15 protein-coding genes are annotated in these 19,597 nt (G+C 39.5%); 3 read left to right on the top strand and 12 right to left on the bottom strand.

What is annotated here, in order from left to right:
- Positions 1–164: 164 nt before the first annotated feature.
- Both QM374_RS09535 and pflB read right to left on the bottom strand, forming a co-directional pair.
- Positions 165–2,267, bottom strand: a complete 2,103-nt coding sequence (locus QM374_RS09535; RefSeq protein WP_414311590.1) for an AAA family ATPase — start codon at positions 2,265–2,267, stop codon at positions 165–167.
- Between the two features lie 405 nt (positions 2,268–2,672).
- Positions 2,673–4,988 (bottom strand): formate C-acetyltransferase, encoded by a 2,316-nt coding sequence (gene pflB, locus QM374_RS09530; protein ID WP_414311589.1) that lies wholly within the window; start codon positions 4,986–4,988, stop codon positions 2,673–2,675.
- Between the two features lie 237 nt (positions 4,989–5,225).
- Between pflB and dinB the strand changes: the two genes are divergently transcribed.
- On the top strand, positions 5,226–6,287 hold the full coding sequence (gene dinB, locus QM374_RS09525; RefSeq protein ID WP_414285295.1) for a DNA polymerase IV: 1,062 nt from the start codon (positions 5,226–5,228) through the stop codon (positions 6,285–6,287).
- 34 nt (positions 6,288–6,321) lie between these two features.
- On the opposite strand, the gene QM374_RS09520 is transcribed toward dinB, so the two are convergent.
- Entirely contained in the window at positions 6,322–7,167 is an 846-nt protein-coding gene (locus QM374_RS09520) for an undecaprenyl-diphosphate phosphatase (protein ID WP_414311588.1), read from the bottom strand.
- Between the two features lie 61 nt (positions 7,168–7,228).
- Positions 7,229–9,121, bottom strand: coding sequence for a DUF2207 family protein (locus QM374_RS09515; protein WP_414311587.1), 1,893 nt, complete (start codon positions 9,119–9,121; stop codon positions 7,229–7,231).
- Positions 9,122–9,251: 130 nt separating this feature from the next.
- On the opposite strand from QM374_RS09515, the gene QM374_RS09510 reads away from it, so the two are divergent.
- Positions 9,252–10,817, top strand: coding sequence for an ABC transporter substrate-binding protein/permease (locus QM374_RS09510; RefSeq protein WP_045763619.1), 1,566 nt, complete (start codon positions 9,252–9,254; stop codon positions 10,815–10,817).
- Positions 10,817–11,557, top strand: a complete 741-nt coding sequence (locus QM374_RS09505) for an amino acid ABC transporter ATP-binding protein (protein ID WP_000081949.1) — start codon at positions 10,817–10,819, stop codon at positions 11,555–11,557. Before QM374_RS09510 ends, QM374_RS09505 begins: the two co-directional genes overlap by 1 nt.
- A gap of 457 nt (positions 11,558–12,014) precedes the next feature.
- On the opposite strand, the gene QM374_RS09500 is transcribed toward QM374_RS09505, so the two are convergent.
- From QM374_RS09500 to rplK, 8 genes are all read right to left on the bottom strand, one after another.
- Positions 12,015–12,230 carry a hypothetical protein gene (locus QM374_RS09500; RefSeq protein WP_001140700.1) on the bottom strand — a complete coding sequence of 72 codons (216 nt, stop codon included), beginning with the start codon at positions 12,228–12,230 and terminating at the stop codon, positions 12,015–12,017.
- 105 nt (positions 12,231–12,335) lie between these two features.
- Positions 12,336–13,232, bottom strand: coding sequence for an SPFH domain-containing protein (locus tag QM374_RS09495; RefSeq protein ID WP_000243418.1), 897 nt, complete (start codon positions 13,230–13,232; stop codon positions 12,336–12,338).
- A gap of 82 nt (positions 13,233–13,314) precedes the next feature.
- Positions 13,315–14,565, bottom strand: a complete 1,251-nt coding sequence (ilvA, locus tag QM374_RS09490; protein WP_414311586.1) for a threonine ammonia-lyase IlvA — start codon at positions 14,563–14,565, stop codon at positions 13,315–13,317.
- Positions 14,566–14,645: 80 nt separating this feature from the next.
- Positions 14,646–15,668 carry a ketol-acid reductoisomerase gene (gene ilvC / locus QM374_RS09485; RefSeq protein ID WP_045763621.1) on the bottom strand — a complete coding sequence of 341 codons (1,023 nt, stop codon included), beginning with the start codon at positions 15,666–15,668 and terminating at the stop codon, positions 14,646–14,648.
- Between the two features lie 65 nt (positions 15,669–15,733).
- Positions 15,734–16,210, bottom strand: coding sequence for an acetolactate synthase small subunit (ilvN, locus tag QM374_RS09480; RefSeq protein ID WP_001253809.1), 477 nt, complete (start codon positions 16,208–16,210; stop codon positions 15,734–15,736).
- Positions 16,203–17,903 carry an acetolactate synthase large subunit gene (locus tag QM374_RS09475; protein ID WP_248034654.1) on the bottom strand — a complete coding sequence of 567 codons (1,701 nt, stop codon included), beginning with the start codon at positions 17,901–17,903 and terminating at the stop codon, positions 16,203–16,205. Before QM374_RS09475 ends, ilvN begins: the two co-directional genes overlap by 8 nt.
- Before the next feature lie 212 nt (positions 17,904–18,115).
- Entirely contained in the window at positions 18,116–18,805 is a 690-nt protein-coding gene (gene rplA, locus QM374_RS09470; protein ID WP_001085672.1) for a 50S ribosomal protein L1, read from the bottom strand.
- Positions 18,806–18,901: 96 nt separating this feature from the next.
- Positions 18,902–19,327 carry a 50S ribosomal protein L11 gene (rplK, locus tag QM374_RS09465; protein ID WP_001085808.1) on the bottom strand — a complete coding sequence of 142 codons (426 nt, stop codon included), beginning with the start codon at positions 19,325–19,327 and terminating at the stop codon, positions 18,902–18,904.
- Between the last annotated feature and the right edge of the window lie 270 nt (positions 19,328–19,597).

Below are 19,597 nucleotides of genomic sequence, written 5' to 3'. Positions count from 1 at the left end.
AACCACGATATTATACAAACTAGAATAAGGACTGACATCCATAGTTAACTGATTATCAAGCATCATTTCACCTCATCTCTAGTATAACAAAAAAGCCATCTATTGGATGACTTTTTCAGTGGGCTCCTTTTGAACTGGTTCCTTTTTATTTTCAAATTTTTGATTTAGGCTTTTTCACGAATGACCAAGACACCATCTTCCATGTCAGCTTCAAGGTGTTTAGCATCAAGATTATCCAAATGGAAGTCTGTTACTTTATCACGGATTTGTTGTTCAACTACTCGACGGAGTGGACGAACACCCATCACTTCATCATAACCTTCTTCAGTCATGTATTCTTTGGCTGCATCGCTCACTGCCAAGTCGATTTCTTTCTTAGCAAGTGTCTTATTGACATCAATCAACATCAAATCAACAATCTTAGAAAGGTCTTCCTTGCTCAAGTGTGAGAATTCAATCACAGCGTTGAAACGGTTCAAGAATTCTGGACGGAAGAATGGTTTCAAACGATCCATGAGTTCTGGTTTATCCGCATCTTCTGTCAAGTTCGCTTCGTAACCAAAGCCTGCGTTTGAAGTTGCGATAATCACCGTATTCTTGAAGTTTACAGTGTTACCTTGACCGTCTGTCAAACGACCATCATCCAAGACTTGAAGGAGAAGGGTGATGACTTGAGGGTCAGCCTTTTCAATCTCATCCAAAAGTACGATTGAGTATGGATTGCGACGGACACGTTCAGTCAAGGTATTGTTGTTGTCATCGTAACCAACATAACCTGCAGTTGTACCAATCAATTTAGATACGGCTGTACGGTCGCTGTATTCTGACATGTCCAAACGGATGATAGCATCTTTAGTTCCGAACATATCAAGCGCTAATTGTTTTGCCAACTCAGTCTTACCAACACCAGTAGGACCTACAAAGAGGAAGCTACCGATTGGACGGTTACCTTCATCAAAACCAGCACGGTTACGACGGATAGCTTTTGCTACCGCTTCAACAGCCTTGTCTTGGCCAATAACTTTCGTTTGCAAACGGTGACCCATATCTTTCAAACGTTCGATATCAGTTGCACCCATTTGTGACACTGGAATACCAGTCATCCGTTCAACAGACTCAGCTACATCATTGACAGTCGCTGTCACCTTGTGATCTTCTGTATGGTTAGCAATTTGCTTTTCAAGTTCTTCGATACGAATTTTTGCATTTAATGCCGCTTCATAATCCTCTTTAGCAGCTGCAGCTTCTTGTTTAGCTTTTTCTTCTTCAATTTCATGTTCCACAGCATGCACATCTGTCACTGGGTGTTGTGCTGCCAAGTGAGCAGCTGTCACATCGACCAAGTCGATAGCCTTATCTGGCAAGCTACGTTGTGGAATGTATTGAACAGAATAATCAACAGCCGCTTTCAATACTTCATCTGGCAAGATAACGTTGTGGTGTTGTTGATAAAGATCACGAATACCTTGGAGAATCTTGAAAGTATCTTCAGCAGATGGAGCATTAACTTTCACTTCGTTGAAACGACGAGCAAGGGCAGCATTTTTCAAAATAGTGTTGCGATATTCATCTTGAGTTGTTGCCCCAATCACTGTCAATTCACCACGTGAAAGAGCTGGTTTCAAAATATCAGCAAGACCCTTAGATCCTTGACCATCCCCTGTGCTACCTGCACCAAGGATTTGATGAATTTCGTCGAAGAAAAGGATAATGTTTCCAGCTTCTTTAACTTCTTTTACCAAGTTTTGAATATTTTCTTCAAAGCTACCACGATATTGCGTACCTGCTTCAAGTCCAGAAATATCAATTGAGATGATTTCCTTGTTCTTGATAGCAGCTGGGACATCACCATTTACAATGGCTTGTGCCAAACCTTCTACTACTGCAGTTTTACCAACACCAGCATCACCGACAAGAACTGGGTTATTCTTTGTACGACGAGAAAGGATTTCAGATGTTTCTTGAATTTCCTTATTACGTCCAATAACTGGATCTAACTTACCTTCACGGGCTTCAGCAGTTAAGTTACGTCCAAGTTTAGCAAGAATACCGTCTTGTTTCATGGCTTTACCTTGAACATATTGAGCTTGTTCACTTCCTTCGCCTGGAAGTTGACCAGTTTGACGGTAAATAGCGAATTCTTCTGGAGTTACTTCACGACCGTTAATCAAGTAACGACGGTTTTCTGAACTATATCCACGCATACCGCCCATCAATTGGTTAAATAAATCATCCATGTTGTTAAAGTTATTAAAGTTGTTGTTCATATTTCATACCTCGTTTGTTTTCAAAATTAGTTAGTCGAATTAATTTGACTTTCTCTGACCTTTGTTTTAAAAAATTTAGACTAGCTACTTGCTACTCTACGTATAATTTCTGGTTTTTCTTTATCCAATACAGGTTTTGTAATTGGAATTCTAAAAATACTAATGTTCATCATAGGTTTTACCTCATTTCTAGGTTTTACCCATACTTTGATCTTAAGATAAATTATACAATCACCTTAAAATCAATGTTTTCTAAGGATTTTCTCATCCTTATGTTCTTAGTATATCACTTTGGTCAGTATTAGTCAATAGTTTTGACCAAAATTGACCTACTTTTTTTAAATATTTTTTTAATACCAAAAAACCAGTCAAAATGACTGGTTTTCGATTTACTATTTATGAATCTTAGCTCAATGCATCATCCATTGAAAGAACTTCGTGGAAGACACGTTGTGTCAATTCAGTTTTTTGTTCTGGAGTGAGGTATTTAGTGTTTACACAGTATCCAGAGATACGTACGATAACGTCTTCACCTGACATGATCTTTTCGTATACATCGTTCAAGTCCATAACGTTCAAGTTAACGTGTTGTCCACCATTTTCGAAGTAACCATCAAGGATTGTTACCAAGTTATCAACTTGTTCATCACGAGTTTTACCAAGAGCACGAGGTGAAACTTGAGTTGTCAATGAGATACCATCAGCTGCGTAACCAAAGTCAAGGCTAGCAAGTGAGTTCAAGTTTTGCAACCATCCACCTTTAGCTTTGTTAGATGGGTTCGCACCTGGTGAGAAGAATTCAAGTTTAGACAAGTTCACTGAACCATCTTCGTTGAGGTATACACCTTTGTGAACTGGAGAGTTACCAGTTTGTTTAGAGTAAGCAACGTTAGATGTGATTGTCAAAAGTGATACAGTAGCTTCTGCGTCTTTGTAAAGTTTGTGACTACGTAGACGAGTTGTGTAAGCTTCAATCAACCATTCTGCCAATTCGTTTGAACGTGGGTCATCTTCACCCCAACGTGGGTATTCACCGATTGTTTCGTAATCGTAGATGTAGCCATTTTCGTCACGGATTGGTTTAACTGTAGCGTACTTGATAGCTGACAATGTGTCAACAGTGTTGGCAAATCCACAAATACCGAATCCCATGTTAGCACGTTGTTTAGTTGGCAAGAAGGCCATTTGAACAGCTTCGTAGTTGTACTTGTCAGTCATGTAGTGGATAATGTTCAATGCATCTACATAAGTGTCAGTCAACCAGTCAAGAGATTTTTCAAAGTTTGCTTTAACTGATTCGAATTCAAGAACTTCGTCGCGGATTGGTTCGATGTCAAATACTTTGTAGTCTTTATGAACATCGTCGTAACCACCGTTCAAACCAGTAAGAAGAGCTTTAAGAACGTTAACGCGGGCACCGAAGTACTGGATGTTGTGACGTTGTTCTTCGTTTTCTGGATCAAGTGGAGACACACAACATGAGATACAGCTCATTTCACCGTATCCATCTTTAGCCATTGTTGTAACACCTTCGTATTGGATTGAAGAGTGTTTGTGGCTCATGTGCATACAGTAGCGACGGAAATTGTATGGCAATTTGTCAGTCCAAAGAACTGTCAAGTTTGGTTCTGGAGAGTTACCAATGTTGTCAAGAGTGTTCAAGAAACGGTAGTCCATCTTAGTAACACGGTGACGACCGTCGTTACCCATACCAGCCATAGAAGTTGTGATGAAGGTTGGGTCACCTGAGTACAATTGGTCATAAGCTTTTGTACGAGCAAATTTAACTGTACGAAGTTTCATAACGAAATCATCAACAAATTCTTGGATTTCTGATTCAGTAAATGTACCACGAGCAAGGTCACGTTCTGCAAAGATATCCAATACGATTGGCACACGTCCAAGAGATGTAGCCGCACCGTTGATCACACGGCAGACAGACATAAAGGCAATGTTAACCCATTGGATAGCTTCTTTAACGTTCATCGCTGGTTTGCGAACATCAACTCCGTAAAGATCACCCAAGCGAACAACTTGTTGCAATGCTTGATATTGAAGGTTGATTTCTTCACGAAGACGGATTGTTTCTTCATCGATTTCTTCGATTGAGTTCCAATCGTTTACTTTTTCTTGCATCAAGTAGTCTGCACCATAAAGAGCAAGACGTGCGTAAACACCAATGATACGTCCACGTGAGTATGCATCTGGAAGACCAGTTACAGTGTGAGCGTGACGAGCACGACGGATGTTTGAAGTGTAAGCACGGAAGATACCATCGTTAACAGTTGTTACGTATTTTGTGAAAATTTCGTGAACAGCTGGATCTGGTTCGTATCCATTTTCTTTCAAAGTAGTTTCAGCCATACGGATACCACCTTTTGGCATGAAGTTCAATTTGAAGAGTTCATCGTTTTGGATACCATAAATCAATTCGTTTTCTTTGTCGATAAATCCAGCAGGAATATCAGCAATAGAAGTTGGACGAGTGTCCATTGGGAAACGAGTTTCTTCGTAGTGTGCTTTAGTTTCTTCTACGATTTTTTTGATGTGGAGTGAACGTTCTGTTGGTCCTGCAAGGAAGCTTTCATCTCCATCATAAGGAGTGTAGTTTGCTTGTACAAAGCGTGATACACTTGCTTTTTCTTTCCAGTCAACACCTTTAAAGCCTTCCCAGGCTTTGTCAAAAATGTCCTGTGCTTCAACAACTGTCTTAACAACCATGTTAATTCCTCTTTTTTCTTTCTAGTAACAGTCATCTGTTACATTCATGTATTCAGTATAACACACAGTAAACGATTTCAACAACTAAAAACTCACTTTTTTAACACTTTCTTTTCTAATACAGTCCGAAATATGCCACAAACTGTATTATATTTTTGAAAGAGGTTATTTTGATTTTCATTTTTTCAGAAAAAGAGTATAATAAAATTAAACAAACTGGCACTGAGAGGTTTCTCCATGTTGATTTTTCCACTAATGAATGATTTATCTCGTAAAATCATCCATATTGACATGGATGCCTTTTTTGCTGCTGTTGAAATTCGAGACAATCCCAAACTTAAAGGGAAGCCAGTTGTGATTGGTAGTGACCCTAGAAAAACTGGTGGTCGCGGTGTTGTTTCTACCTGTAGCTATGAAGCACGAGCATTTGGCATCCACTCAGCCATGAGTTCTAAAGAAGCCTATGAACGTTGCCCTCAAGCAGTTTTCATTTCTGGAAACTACGAAAAATATACTGCTGTCGGTCAACAGATTCGAGCTATTTTCAAACGTTATACGGATAATATCGAGCCTATGAGTATCGATGAAGCTTATCTAGACGTGACTGAAAACAAACTCGGCATCAAGTCCGCTGTTAAAATCGCTCGACTAATTCAACAAGATATTTGGAATGAACTTCATTTGACCTCTTCTGCTGGTGTGTCTTACAATAAATTCTTAGCTAAAATAGCCAGCGATTACCAAAAACCTCGAGGTCTGACAGTTATTCTCCCTAATGAAGCTGAAGATTTTCTCAAACAAATGGATATCGCTAAATTCCACGGTGTAGGTAAGAAAACAGTTGAGAAATTGCATCAAATGGGCGTATTCACAGGAGCTGACCTTTTAAAAATTTCTGAAATTAGTCTCATTGATCGTTTTGGTAGACTCGGTTTTGACCTGTATCGCAAGGCTCGTGGCATCGATAATTCTCCCGTCAAATCCAATCGCATTCGTAAGTCTATCGGAAAAGAAAAAACTTATAGTAAAATTCTCAATCTAGAAGAGGATATCAAAAAAGAGCTAACTCTCCTTTCGGAAAGAGTTGCCCTAAGTCTTCAAAAACATGAAAAATCTGGAAAGATTGTTATTTTAAAAATCCGCTATGCTGACTTTTCTACAATGACTAAGCGGAAAAGCTTATCTCAAAAGATCCAAGATGCTGAAACTATTTCACAAATGGCTATCCAACTTTACGAATCTCTGGCAGATAAAGATAAAGACGTTCGCTTATTGGGTGTCACTGTGACTGGATTTTAAAACCTTGAAGGAAGCTTCCCTCAAGGTTTTTTTCTTATACAAATAATCGAATAAAGCTATAAAGTAGCAAGACACTACCAAGGACAATACGGTATTTACCAAACATCGTAAAGTCGTGTTTTTTAACATAGCTGGTCAAGAAACGAATGGCAACCATGCTGACTGCAAAAGCTACTACCATGGCTACTAAGAGCAAGAAGAATTGACCAAAACTCAAAACTTCTCCTGCCTTGATGAATTTAAAAATCTTCAAAGCACTGGCTCCAAACATAACTGGAATTCCTAGGTAGAAGGTAAACTCAGTTACTACTGAACGACTAGTTCCATTTAACAAACCACCAACGATAGTCGCACCGGAACGGCTAGTCCCTGGTAAAAGGGCCAAGACTTGGAAAAGTCCGATATAGAGGGCCGTTTTATAAGGCAACTTGTCTAGCTCTGTGACTGTTGGCTCAATTGCTTGCGCTTTGTTGCGTTTTTCAAGATAAATAAAGGCAACCCCATAAATAATCAACATAATGGCTACTGAAACCATATTATGGAAGTGAGTATCAAACCAATCATCAAACTTAAAGACTAAAAGAAGAGGAAGAGTCGCTACAAAAACTTTGGACCATAACTGCCAAGTTCTACGGATTTCCACTTTATCCTTACCTGGTTTGAAAGGATTAAGTTTGTTAAAGTAGATAACCATAACGGCTAGGATAGCACCCAGTTGAATGACTACGTTAAACATAGACATAAAAGCTTCATTTTGATCTTTATACTGGATAAACTCTTCTGCCAAAATCAAGTGACCAGTACTTGAAATCGGCAACCATTCCGTAATTCCTTCAACAATCCCAAAAAAGATAGATTTTAAAATTTCAATAAGATACATAGATTACTCCTTTTTCTATCCTCCATTATATCATACTTTTATAAGCTGTGTTTAGTTTTCTTTAAAAGGCGCCGATACTGCCGCCGCCACCGCCTCCAGAGAATCCGCCACCAGAACTTCCACTACTAGAAGATACTGAGTAAGTACTTGCCGTATTTGCGACACTGGCATAATGGCTCATTTGCGCTGTTGAATGGTAAAACATGCTATGCCAGCCATAGGCTACATAGAGATTGATATCTGGATTTTCAACTTGGATCTGGTGAACCTTCATCAAATGGCTCACCTTGTCAGCACAGCCAAACAAGGTTGCATACACCAGTAGACGATTCCAGACTACAATACTTTCCAACTCTGCCTGATCCAGTCGTGCAATCTCACGCAACATATTTTCAAAGCTCGTCCAAAGATAATAGACCTCTGCTCCTGCTTCATTTAGGACACCATCACGATTATCTAGTCGAAGCTTCCAATAATAGAAAACAGCCAACATTAAACCTAATGAGCCAAGTATTGGCAAGGGGAGGTAAAGATAGCCATGAACGTCCAAACTGTACAAGAACAAACCAAATCCGATGATTAGTGGGAAAATAGTAGAAACACCCATACTCACTTGCAAGACCTTTTCCCCGCTAGTCAAGGGACGATAATAAGCTGGTAGCCCCAAGAAAGAGACTCGGTCCTTCACCCCTTCTTGCATCTCTTTCAATGCTCTTTCAAAAGAATATTTGAGCTTACGGCCTTTTGTTTGAATCCGTTTTTCATCAGTAGCTTTCGCTCCACGATAAAGGCTCTCAGATACCTTATAATCTGCAAACAAATCGGAAACAGCAACTTCTTTTTTACCTGAAAAGGCCAGATTTAGACAGGTCCTCTCAAAGCTTGCCAAGCCATCTTCTTTTACCAACCTTAAAGTAACTGCATCTCCTTCTGAAATAATAGAGACATTACCACGGTCGATTACATCTAGTAAGGTAGCCTGAATAAGCTGGTTGAAGGTGAATTTGCCTGCTCCTTTGATTAGAGGGCTTACTTCCTCCAAGGAGGTCGAGTAAACAGCTTCAGATAAAACCATAGGCTCTAATTCCATCGGCGGTTCATAGAGACGATGATTTTTGGCATATTTGACTGAAGGAGTGGTTTTTCTTCTATAGATGAAATAGAAGCAAGTACTCAATAACAAGGAGATGGAAAGTATTGAAGGAAACACCCAAGTAACGAGTTGTTTACTCTGCTCTTTTTCTCTAACAATCGACTCTTCTATCTTATTAAACTCTTCTAAACGATTCCCTTTTAAGCCCTGATCCATAGCGCTAGCAAAATCGGTTCGAGGCCAGTAGGCATGCAACTCAACTCCGCGCTTAGACGGAAGATTGTCTAAGCGAATAGTATAGTCATGACCACTCTGTTCAATACTTCCCTCTCTATAAAGTTGACCTGTGTGGAAAAAGAGTTTTTCAGCCCCCTTCTCTCCGCTTACGTGAAACTCAAACTTTTCAATAGATTCCGAACTGTCTGTTAAGGGTTGCCAATTTAATTCAGCGATATCATCATATAAGAAAAGAAGGTTTTTCAATTGCCAGGTAAGTTCCACTTCAACCCTGTCCCCTTCCTGACCTGGATTATAGACTTTAACAGTATAACCATTCGTTTCTTCTGTCACTTCGCTAGTAAGATTTTCGATTTTATAACCGTTTTTCGAGGCCTCAACCTTTGGATGAGGATCAATTTCAAACCCGCTAGGCATCTTGCCTGCACGACCAAGTCCCACGATTTGACCATTAAAATCATCCTCAAACTGGTAAACTATCTTCTGCCTAAATTCCGCTGTATTGTCTGCATGAATATACAGTTCTCCTTTATAGGATGGAATGCTGAAATCCACGGCAAAAACCAATTTTGGAACAATTATCAGACAAGTAAATATAAGTACTATTAACCATCTTTTTTTCATAATATAGCCTCTTTTGACCTTTTTCTCATTATATCATTTTTTTACAAGTAAGGGTTTACTAAGATTGAAAAAGTTCCGCTTTTTCGATACAATAGAGAGAAGCAATTTTAGACTAGAAATAGGAGAAAACATGAAAAAATTATGCTTAACTATCCTTGCTAGCCTGGCCCTTACTTTAGGACTAGTTAGCCAGGTCCAAGCCGATGAATATTTACGTATCGGTATGGAGGCAGCCTACGCACCCTTTAACTGGACTCAAGATGACGACAGTAACGGCGCTGTCAAAATCGATGGAACCAACCAATATGCTAATGGTTACGACGTCCAAATAGCTAAAAAGATTGCTAAGGACCTAGGCAAAGAGCCCTTGGTTGTTAAAACCAAGTGGGAAGGACTTGTCCCAGCCCTTACTTCTGGTAAGATTGATATGATCATTGCAGGTATGAGCCCAACTGCTGAACGCAAACAAGAAATTGCATTTTCAAGCAGCTACTATACTAGCGAACCAGTACTTTTGGTCAAAAAGGATTCTGCCTATGCAAACGCCAAATCACTAGAGGACTTTAGCGGAGCAAAAATCACTTCTCAACAAGGTGTTTACCTTTATGATTTGATTTCACAAATCTCAGGCGCTCAGAAGGAAACTGCCATGGGAGATTTCGCCCAAATGCGTCAAGCTCTTGAAGCTGGTGTCATTGATGCCTACGTTTCTGAACGTCCTGAAGCCCTAACTGCCGAATCAGCAAACGCTAAGTTCAAAATGATTCAGCCTGAACCTGGTTTTAAAACTGGTGAAGAAGATACGTCTATCGCTATTGGACTTCGTAAAGATGATGACCGTATCAGCCAAATCAACGCCAGTATTGAAACCATTTCTAAAGATGAACAAGTTGCGCTCATGGATCGTATGATTAAAGAGCAACCAGCAGAATCTACAACGACAGAAGAAAGCAACAGTAATTTCTTTGGTCAAGTCGCTAAAATTCTGACTGAAAACTGGCAACAACTCTTGCGTGGTGCTGGTATTACCCTTCTCATTTCAATTATCGGTACCATCGTTGGTCTCGCTATCGGTCTTGCTATCGGTGTCTTCCGTACAGCACCTCTATCTGAAAACCAATTTATCTTTGGTATCCAAAAACTAATCGGTTGGATTCTCAATATCTATATCGAAATTTTCCGTGGAACACCTATGATTGTACAATCTATGGTTATCTACTATGGAACTGCTCAAGCTTTCGGGATCAACCTAGACCGTACGCTAGCTGCTATCTTTATCGTTTCGATCAACACTGGTGCTTACATGACTGAAATTGTTCGTGGTGGTATCCTAGCTGTTGATAAGGGACAATTTGAAGCAGCAACTGCACTTGGTATGACTCATAACCAGACCATGCGTAAGATTGTTTTGCCTCAAGTTGTTCGAAATATTCTACCAGCGACTGGTAATGAGTTCGTCATCAACATCAAGGATACTTCTGTATTGAACGTTATCTCTGTTGTAGAACTTTACTTCTCAGGAAATACAGTAGCAACACAAACCTACCAGTACTTCCAAACCTTTACCATCATCGCAGTTATCTACTTTGTCCTCACCTTCACAGTAACGCGTATCCTACGCTTCATCGAAAAACGTATGGATATGGATACCTACACGACAGGTGCTAACCAAATGCAAACGGAGGATTTGAAATAATGAGTCAACCAATCCTTGAAATCAAACACCTCAAAAAATCCTACGGGCAAAACGAGGTCCTAAAAGACATCTCTTTAACTATTCATAAAGGAGAAGTGATTTCTATCATCGGTAGTTCCGGTAGTGGTAAATCAACCTTCCTACGTTCTATCAACCTTCTCGAAACACCAACTGAAGGTGAAATCCTTTATCACGGTGAAAACGTACTTGAAAAAGGGTATAACCTCACTCACTATCGTGAAAAACTAGGCATGGTTTTCCAATCCTTTAACCTCTTTGAAAATCTCAACGTTCTTGAAAATACAATTGTTGCACAGACAACCGTTCTCAAACGTGAACGATCAGAAGCAGAGAAAATTGCTAAAGAAAACCTTGAAAAAGTTGGCATGGGAGAGCGCTACTGGCAAGCTAAACCAAAACAACTTTCTGGTGGTCAAAAGCAACGTGTAGCCATTGCTCGCGCGCTTTCCATGAATCCTGATGCCATTCTCTTTGACGAGCCTACTTCAGCCCTTGACCCTGAAATGGTCGGTGAAGTTCTAAAAATCATGCAAGAACTAGCTCAAGAAGGCTTGACAATGATCGTTGTAACCCACGAAATGGAATTTGCTCGTGACGTATCACACCGTGTCATCTTTATGGACAAAGGTGTTATTGCAGAAGAAGGCAAACCTGAAGATTTATTTACAAATCCTAAAGAGGAACGTACAAGAGAATTTTTACAACGCTATTTAGGATAAGACAAAAGCGGTTGGATAAACCTCATCAACCAAGAGTTTTTTTCCTATTCAATCCCCAATCAACATTGAGTCAAAGGCTCATAAACATAAAAATCAAGGTCGGAGTTTTTTATTCCGACCTCTTTTTATATACTTTAAAAATCACTTTTATCCCTTCTTCTGTTTCCTGAGCAAGTATTGTTGAGGGCTATCTTACTAATCTTATACTCAATGAAAATCAAAGAGCAAACTAGGAAGCTAACCGCAAGCTGTACTTGTGTACGGTAAGGCGACGCTGACGTGGTTTGAATTTGATTTTCGAAGAGTATTACCTTTGATTTTCATGAGTGAGATTACTCCTCTCCTGTCAATCTAGTTCATCCTAACAAATAGATTTGTTGAGCAGGTCATAGCATAACTATTTCGCCGTTCCATAAATAAAAGCAGACCCTAATTAGAGTCTGCTTGTATCCAAAGATTAATCTTCAAATTTTTCATGATTTTTTTCATAGAAATCAATTAATCCAAGGGCTGTTTCAAAGGAAATATTTTTAACTTTTGCACGTCCTTGAGCTAGAGCAATGATAGACATTTCACGTGCATTCGTTTCTTTAGAAATACGATAACCAGTGATCTTCTTATCACGAACCCAGCTAACAACTGATTCTACTTTTTCAAAGTTAGTCTTAGCCATGTTTTTCTCCTATTTTATTCTTTACGATATTTAATTGTATACGTTTTTATGGCATTTGTCAATAAAAAAACATATATCCAATCAAATAAGACGTTAAGATTTAGTTTACTTGGCTTTTAAAGCCGATAATATATGGGTTCGTATATCTTCAACTCCGTTAGGATTTGCTGGTAAGAAAATTGTATTATTACCTTGTTTTTCTGCAAAATTATTCAATGTATCTAAATACTGGTTAGTTAACAAAATTGACATGATTTGCTCTTCAGTTAATTCAACATTGGCTCCTTTTAACTCTTTAATAGAATCAGCAAGTCCATCAACAATTGCTTTTCGTTGCTCTGCGATCCCCACACCATGTAAGCGATCCTTTTCTGCCTCTGCTTCGGCCGCTGTTACGATCTTAATTTTATCTGCTTCGGCCAATTCTTGTGCTGCTACTCTCTTACGTTGAGCAGCATTGATTTCATTCATTGATTGCTTGACTTCCGCATCCGGCTCTACTTTGGTAATGAGCGTTTTGACGATAATGTACCCATACGTTGACATTTCTTCCGCTACTTGTTTTTGAACTTCTAATGCAATTTCATCCTTTTTCTCAAACAATTCATCCAAAGTTAACTTAGGAACTGATGAGCGCAATGCGTCTTCAATATAAGATTTGATTTGAGCCTCAGGTCTCATTAGTTTATAGTAAGCATCTGTAACATTTTGTTCATTTACTCGGTACTGTGTCGCAACATTCATCGTCACAAATACGTTATCTTGAGTCTTGGTTTCCACAACGATTTCACTTTGCAAGAGACGCAGTTGGACACGAGCTGCAATTTTATCAATCCCAAATGGTGCTCTTAGGTGAATACCACTATTGCTCAATTTTTGATACTTACCAAATCGTTCAATGATAGCTACTGATTGTTGTCGAACAACATAGATTGAGCTCATTAATATAGCTCCTACAATAAGCATTAGAATAATTAGAACAAGTATAACTTTTAAAACCATGGGAATCTCCCCCTTTCTTCACTTACATTATAGCACTAGTAAATAGGTTAGGCAAATAATATGATAAAAATTTCATAGCATATTAAACAAGCATATTATATAGGGTCTCATTCCCATTCAAGTTAATATAAGACGGGTCGAATTTTTCCATCCGGTGAATCAATCCCGCATAATCATGTTTATCAGCAAGTGCAATCCCTATTAGTACTGGACCAGTTCCCTTGCTAGCTCGTTTGATATATTCAAAACGAGTAATATCATCATGAGGTCCTAAGATATCATTTACAAACTCTCGAAGTGCTCCCGGACGTTGTGGGAAATTCACTACAAAGTAATGCTTGATACCATCATAAATCAAGGCACGTTCTTCCATCTCTGGCATACGGTTGATGTCATTATTCCCTCCAGAAATGATACAACAAATGGTCTTGCCCTTAATATAATCGGATAATACTTCTAGAGCTGCAACACTAGCAGCACCCGCAGGTTCTGCTACGATACCTTGTTTAGAATAAAGATCAATTAAGGTCTCAGAAATCAAGCCTTCATCTACACCGATAAGAGTTTCTACATGTTTGCGTGTTGCTTCATAGGTCAACTGTCCTACCTTTTGCACAGCAATTCCATCCGCAAACTTGTCAATTTCTTTAAGTTTAACCGGTCCTCCAGCTTCAAAGGCAGCCTTCATCGAACGAGCACCTTCAGCCTCTACTCCAATGACCTCAATCTGAGGATTTGTTTCTTTAATATAAGTAGAAACACCTGAAATGAGACCTCCGCCTCCAACAGGTACCAAGACAGTATCAAATTCAATAGATTCTTTACGAGCTTCTTCTAAAATTTCATAAGCTACCGTACCCTGACCAGCTTGAACATAGGAATCATCAAAGGGGTCAATAAAAGTACGATTTTCAGCTACGGTAAAGTCTTGAGCAGCCTTGGCTGAAGCATCAAAAGTATCCCCTACTAATTTGATCGTAACAAAATCTCCACCAAAGAAACGAACCTGACCAATTTTCTGTTGAGGTGTCGTAATTGGCATAAAGATTGTTGCAGGAATCTTCATCTCATTACATGTGTAGGCAACTCCTTGAGCGTGATTTCCCGCTGAAGCACACACTACACCACGTTCACGCTCTTCTTTTGTCAATTGGGAAATAGCGTAATAAGCCCCACGAATTTTAAATGAACGGACACGTTGAGCATTTTCCTTTTTAAGATAAATTTTCGCTCCGTATTTTTCGGATAAATAATGATCGTAGTCAAGTGGTGTATTGGCTACTACACCATTCAAAATCTTGTGGGCTTTCACCACATCTTTTGCACTTAGCATAATCTCCTCCTCGATGAGTTTTCAAGATAAAAAACGAGTTAGGTTCCCCCCAACTCGCCTTCTGTTTATATTCTTAAAAATTAGTTGTAGATCTTGAATGCATCATCGTCGTTTTTACCGACAAATGGCATTGCTTTACGCAATTCTGCACCAACTTTTTCAATTTCAAGGTTAGCTGCTTGTTCACGGTAGGCAGTCAATTTTGGACGTCCAGCTTTGTAGTCATTTACAAAGTCGTTGGCAAATTTACCATTTTGGATGTCCGCAAGAACTGCTTTCATATTTTCTTTGACTTGTTCAGTGATTACACGTGGACCTGAAACATAGTCACCATATTCAGCAGTGTTTGAAATTGATTGACGCATTTTCTTGAATCCACCTTCATAGATCAAGTCAACGATCAATTTCATTTCGTGAAGAACTTCAAAGTAAGCCAATTCTGGAGCATAGCCAGCTTCTGTCAAGACTTCAAAACCAGCTTCGATAAGGGCAGTCAAACCACCACAAAGTACTGCTTGTTCACCAAACAAATCTTCTTCAGTTTCTTCTTTGTAAGTTGTTTCAAGAAGACCTACACGAGCTGCACCAACACCTTTACACCAGTCCATAGCGATGTCTTTAGCATTTCCTGTGGCATCTTGGTAGACAGCGTAAAGCGCTGGAACACCAAATCCTTCTTCGTAAGTACGACGTACCAAGTGTCCTGGTCCTTTAGGAGCACACATGAAGACATCAACATCTGCAGGAACTTTGATGAATTCGAAGTGGATGTTGAAACCATGTGCAAATCCAACAGCATTTCCAGCTTCCAAGTTTGGAGCAATTTCTGCTTCATACAATTCTTGTTGGATTTCATCTGGTGCCAAGATCATGATAACATCAGCCAATTTAGTTGCTTCTGCTACTGTGTATGTATCAAAACCATCTTCTTTTGCTTTGTCAAAAGATTTACCTGGGCGTACACCGATGATCACATCGCGACCTGAATCACGCAAGTTTTGAGCGTGCGCATGTCCCTGTGAACCATAACCGATAACGGCGATTTTTTTTCCGTCAAGTGCTGCTACTTTTACATCTTTTTCGTATTCCATTTGAACTGCCATAGTTTTTTCTCTCTTTTCTACTTTTATTGCCTGTTAGGCTAGATTAACAAATTTAAGTTGGATTTTTAGTCGCGGGTAAATCCAGTAGCACCCGTACGAGCGATATTCTTAATACCATAAGGTCGAATCACTCGAATTAAGGCTTCACTCTTTTCAGCATTCCCAGTCATCTGAATAGTAATGGAACTTGGAGCTACATCGACTACTGTTGCACGGAAAGGTTGGATAATAGCCAAAATTTCTGCACGTTTTTCAGCAGGAGCTGAAACCTTTATAAGAATCACTTCTCGTTCTAAGTGGGGTTGATCCGTGATATCACGAATGCGAATCACATCAATCTGACGATTAAGTTGTTTGATGATTTGCTCCACTTCATCATGTGAGGCAACATCAATGATAATGGTAATTCGTGATACATTAGGATTTTCCGTTGCGCCAACAGAAATGCTTTCGATATTGACTTGACGTCTCGATAAGACTCCTGTGAAGCGATTGAGAACACCTGAACGGTTTTGAAGTTTGGCTGTTAACATTCTACGCATTAAACTTCACCCCCAACATCTCATGATTACTCTTACCAGCTGGTACCATCGGTAAAACATGTTCTTTACGAGAAATGTCTACTTCAATAAACATTGGTACATCTTCCATGATGACTTCCAAATCCTTCTCAAGAGTTTCAGGATTATCAAACTTATAATTTTTAATCCCGTAGGCTTGAGCCATCAATTGAAAGTCTGGCAAGGTTTCAAATACCGACTCTGAAGTTCGACCATCATAGAAGGCTTCTTGCCACTGGCGGACCATCCCAAGTGAATGATTATTTAGCATGATGACCTTGATTGGAATCTTGTAAATATTTAAGATTGCTAATTCCTGATTGGTCATCTGGAAACCACCATCTCCGACAAAGAGAACAACTTCTTTATCTGGATTGGCAATCTTAGCACCAATAGCTGCTGGGACTCCGAAGCCCATAGTTCCTAGACCACCTGATGTTACCAATTGACGCTCGTTTTGGTAAGGATAGTATTGAGCCGTCCACATTTGGTGTTGTCCAACATCTGTTACGACAATGGCATCACCCTTGGTCAACTCACCAATACGTTCAATAACTGCTTGAGGTTGAACCACACGTTCTTTCTTATCATAAGATCGAACACGGTTCTTATCTTTGGTAACTTTTTCAATCCATTTTTCAGTATTGTTACGAACAATTGGTTCAGCTAGCAACTGCTGCAAGGCCTTTTTCGCATCACCAACAACCGGAATATCAACTGCGATAATCTTACCAATTTCTGCAGGATCGATATCTATATGCGCTACTTTTGCATTTTTAGCAAAAGTCTTAGGATTTCCTGTCAAACGGTCATCAAAACGACAACCAATAGAAATCATAAAATCAGCCTCAGTCATTGCGATATTAGCTGCAAAGGAACCGTGCATTCCACCCATTCCCAAAAAAAGTGGATGACTAGTTGCGATTGTTCCCTGTCCCAAAAGACTTGTCACAACAGGAATTTGATAACGCTCTGCGAATTCATTTAACTCTGCTGCAGCCTCAGCGTAACTAATACCACCCCCAGCTAACAAGACTGGCTTTTTAGCCTTAGACAATTGCTTCAAGATTTTCTTGATTTGCATATCATTTGGCTCAAGTGTTGGCTGATAACTTGGTAAATCTATCTCTGGAGAGTAAATGAAGTCTGTCTCAAGCGCAGAAACATCTTTTGGTAGGTCAATGACGACTGGTCCCGGACGACCTGTGGTCGCAATATGTACCGCCTCTGTAATAATACGTGGAATATCTGCTGTTTCACGAACCTGATAATTGTACTTAGTGATTGGCATGGTGATACCAACGATATCAGCTTCTTGAAAAGCATCTTTCCCAATTCCAGCACGTGCCACTTGGCCAGTAAAGACTAAAAGGGGAACACTATCGCTCATAGCATCTGCGATCCCTGTAATGGCATTTGTAGCTCCTGGTCCGCTTGTGACGACTGCTACACCCAGTTTTCCTGTTGACTTAGCATAACCTTCAGCTTCGTGAAGACAGCCCTGCTCATGGCGACCTAGAATATGGCGGATTCCCTTAAAATTATAAATAGCATCATATAAAGGAAGTACCGCTCCACCAGGATAACCAAAAATCGTATCGATTCCTAAGTCACGAAGTGTTTCCAAAACAAGATCCGATCCCGACTTAGGTGAGTCTAAAATGATTTTCTCCATCGTTCCCCTTTCTCTTCTCTTAAAAATAGCTTGTTACTATGATACCATTTTTTCAAAAATTTTCAAGGGAAAAGAGCAAATTTTCTGAATTTTCTATCTAGATACTTTACAATATCAAATAGATTAGAAAGTTTATACGTATTTTTATTTTTTTAATAGAAAAAAGGTTGAGACAAACTTGTCTTCAACCTTTCATGTTAAATTATTACTAATTAAAGTGAGTTAACGTCAACCTTGATACCAACACCTTGAGTAGTTGTGATTGTCAAGCTTGTTACGTAAGTTCCTTTAGCAGTAGCTGGTTTAGCTTTTTGGATTGTTTCGTTGAATGCTTTGAAGTTTTCAACCAACTTGTCAGCTTCAAATGAAACTTTACCGATGATGGCTTGTACGATACCTGCACGGTCTGCACGGTAAGTGATTTTACCACCTTTAGACTCTTCAACTGCTTTAGCAACATCCATTGTTACAGTACCAGTTTTAGGGTTTGGCATCAAGTTACGAGGTCCAAGGACACGTCCAAGACGTCCAACAAGAGCCATCATATCAGGTGTAGCGATAACTACGTCGAAGTCCAACCAACCGTCGTTGATTTTAGCAACAAGGTCATCTTCACCAACGAAGTCTGCACCAGCAGCTTTAGCTTCTTCAGCTTTTGCGCCACGTGCAAATACAAGAACGCGAGCTGTTTTACCAGTACCGTTTGGCAATACCATTGCTCCACGGATTTGTTGGTCAGCTTTTTTAACGTCGATGTTCAAGTTGTAAGCAACTTCTACAGTTGCGTCAAATTTTGCGAAGTTAGTTTCTTTTGCAAGAGCTACAGCTTCTTCTACGCTGTATGCTTTTGTGCTGTCGATCTTCTCAAGAGCAGCACGAAGTTGTTTGCTTTTTTTAGCCATTTTCTATTCTCCTTGTAAGTGGTTCAATCGATTTTCATCTCCCACGTCACTTCTCGAAATGATGAAGTCTTGCGGGTTATATAGGGATGTTATTGATTAGTCAACAACAGTGAATCCCATAGAACGAGCAGTACCTTCGATCATACGCATTGCAGACTCAATGTTTGCAGCGTTCAAATCTGGCATCTTAGTTTCTGCAATTTCTTGTACTTGCGCACGAGTAACTGTAGCAACCTTAGTTTTGTTAGGTGTACCTGATCCTTTTTCAACACCTGCAGCTTTTTTCAAAAGAACAGCAGCTGGTGGTGTTTTTGTAACGAAAGTAAATGATTTGTCTTCGTATACTGAGATAACAACTGGAATGATCATACCAGCTTGGTCAGCAGTACGAGCGTTGAACTCTTTTGTGAATCCCATGATGTTGATACCAGCTTGACCAAGAGCAGGTCCAACCGGTGGAGCTGGTGTAGCTTTACCAGCAGGGATTTGCAATTTTACAAGTTTTTCGACTTTTTTAGCCATTTTTAAATCCTCCTTTGTGGTTTTGGCGGTAATTTAGAGATTTTTACCTCCCACAAGTATGCTTTACGCATACCCATCTATTATACACTATTTTTTAAAAAATGCAAGAGAAATTTTTATTTTTGATATTTCTTTCTGTTACAGGTAATTTCTCAAAGTAACTTCCACTTTCCTGACTGAAGTGGAAATTAGTCTAAAACGGATTTTTATGGTGGAATTAAGTGTGAGACGTTTGTGATAGAAATGAGGCCTACTATGACCAAACATAAA

The sequence above is a fragment of the Streptococcus infantis genome (assembly GCF_047465525.1).
Taxonomy (GTDB): Bacteria; Bacillota; Bacilli; order Lactobacillales; family Streptococcaceae; genus Streptococcus; species Streptococcus infantis_R.
Note: the sequence above shows the minus strand (reverse complement) of the source record. Positions and strands in the feature narration are given on the sequence as shown.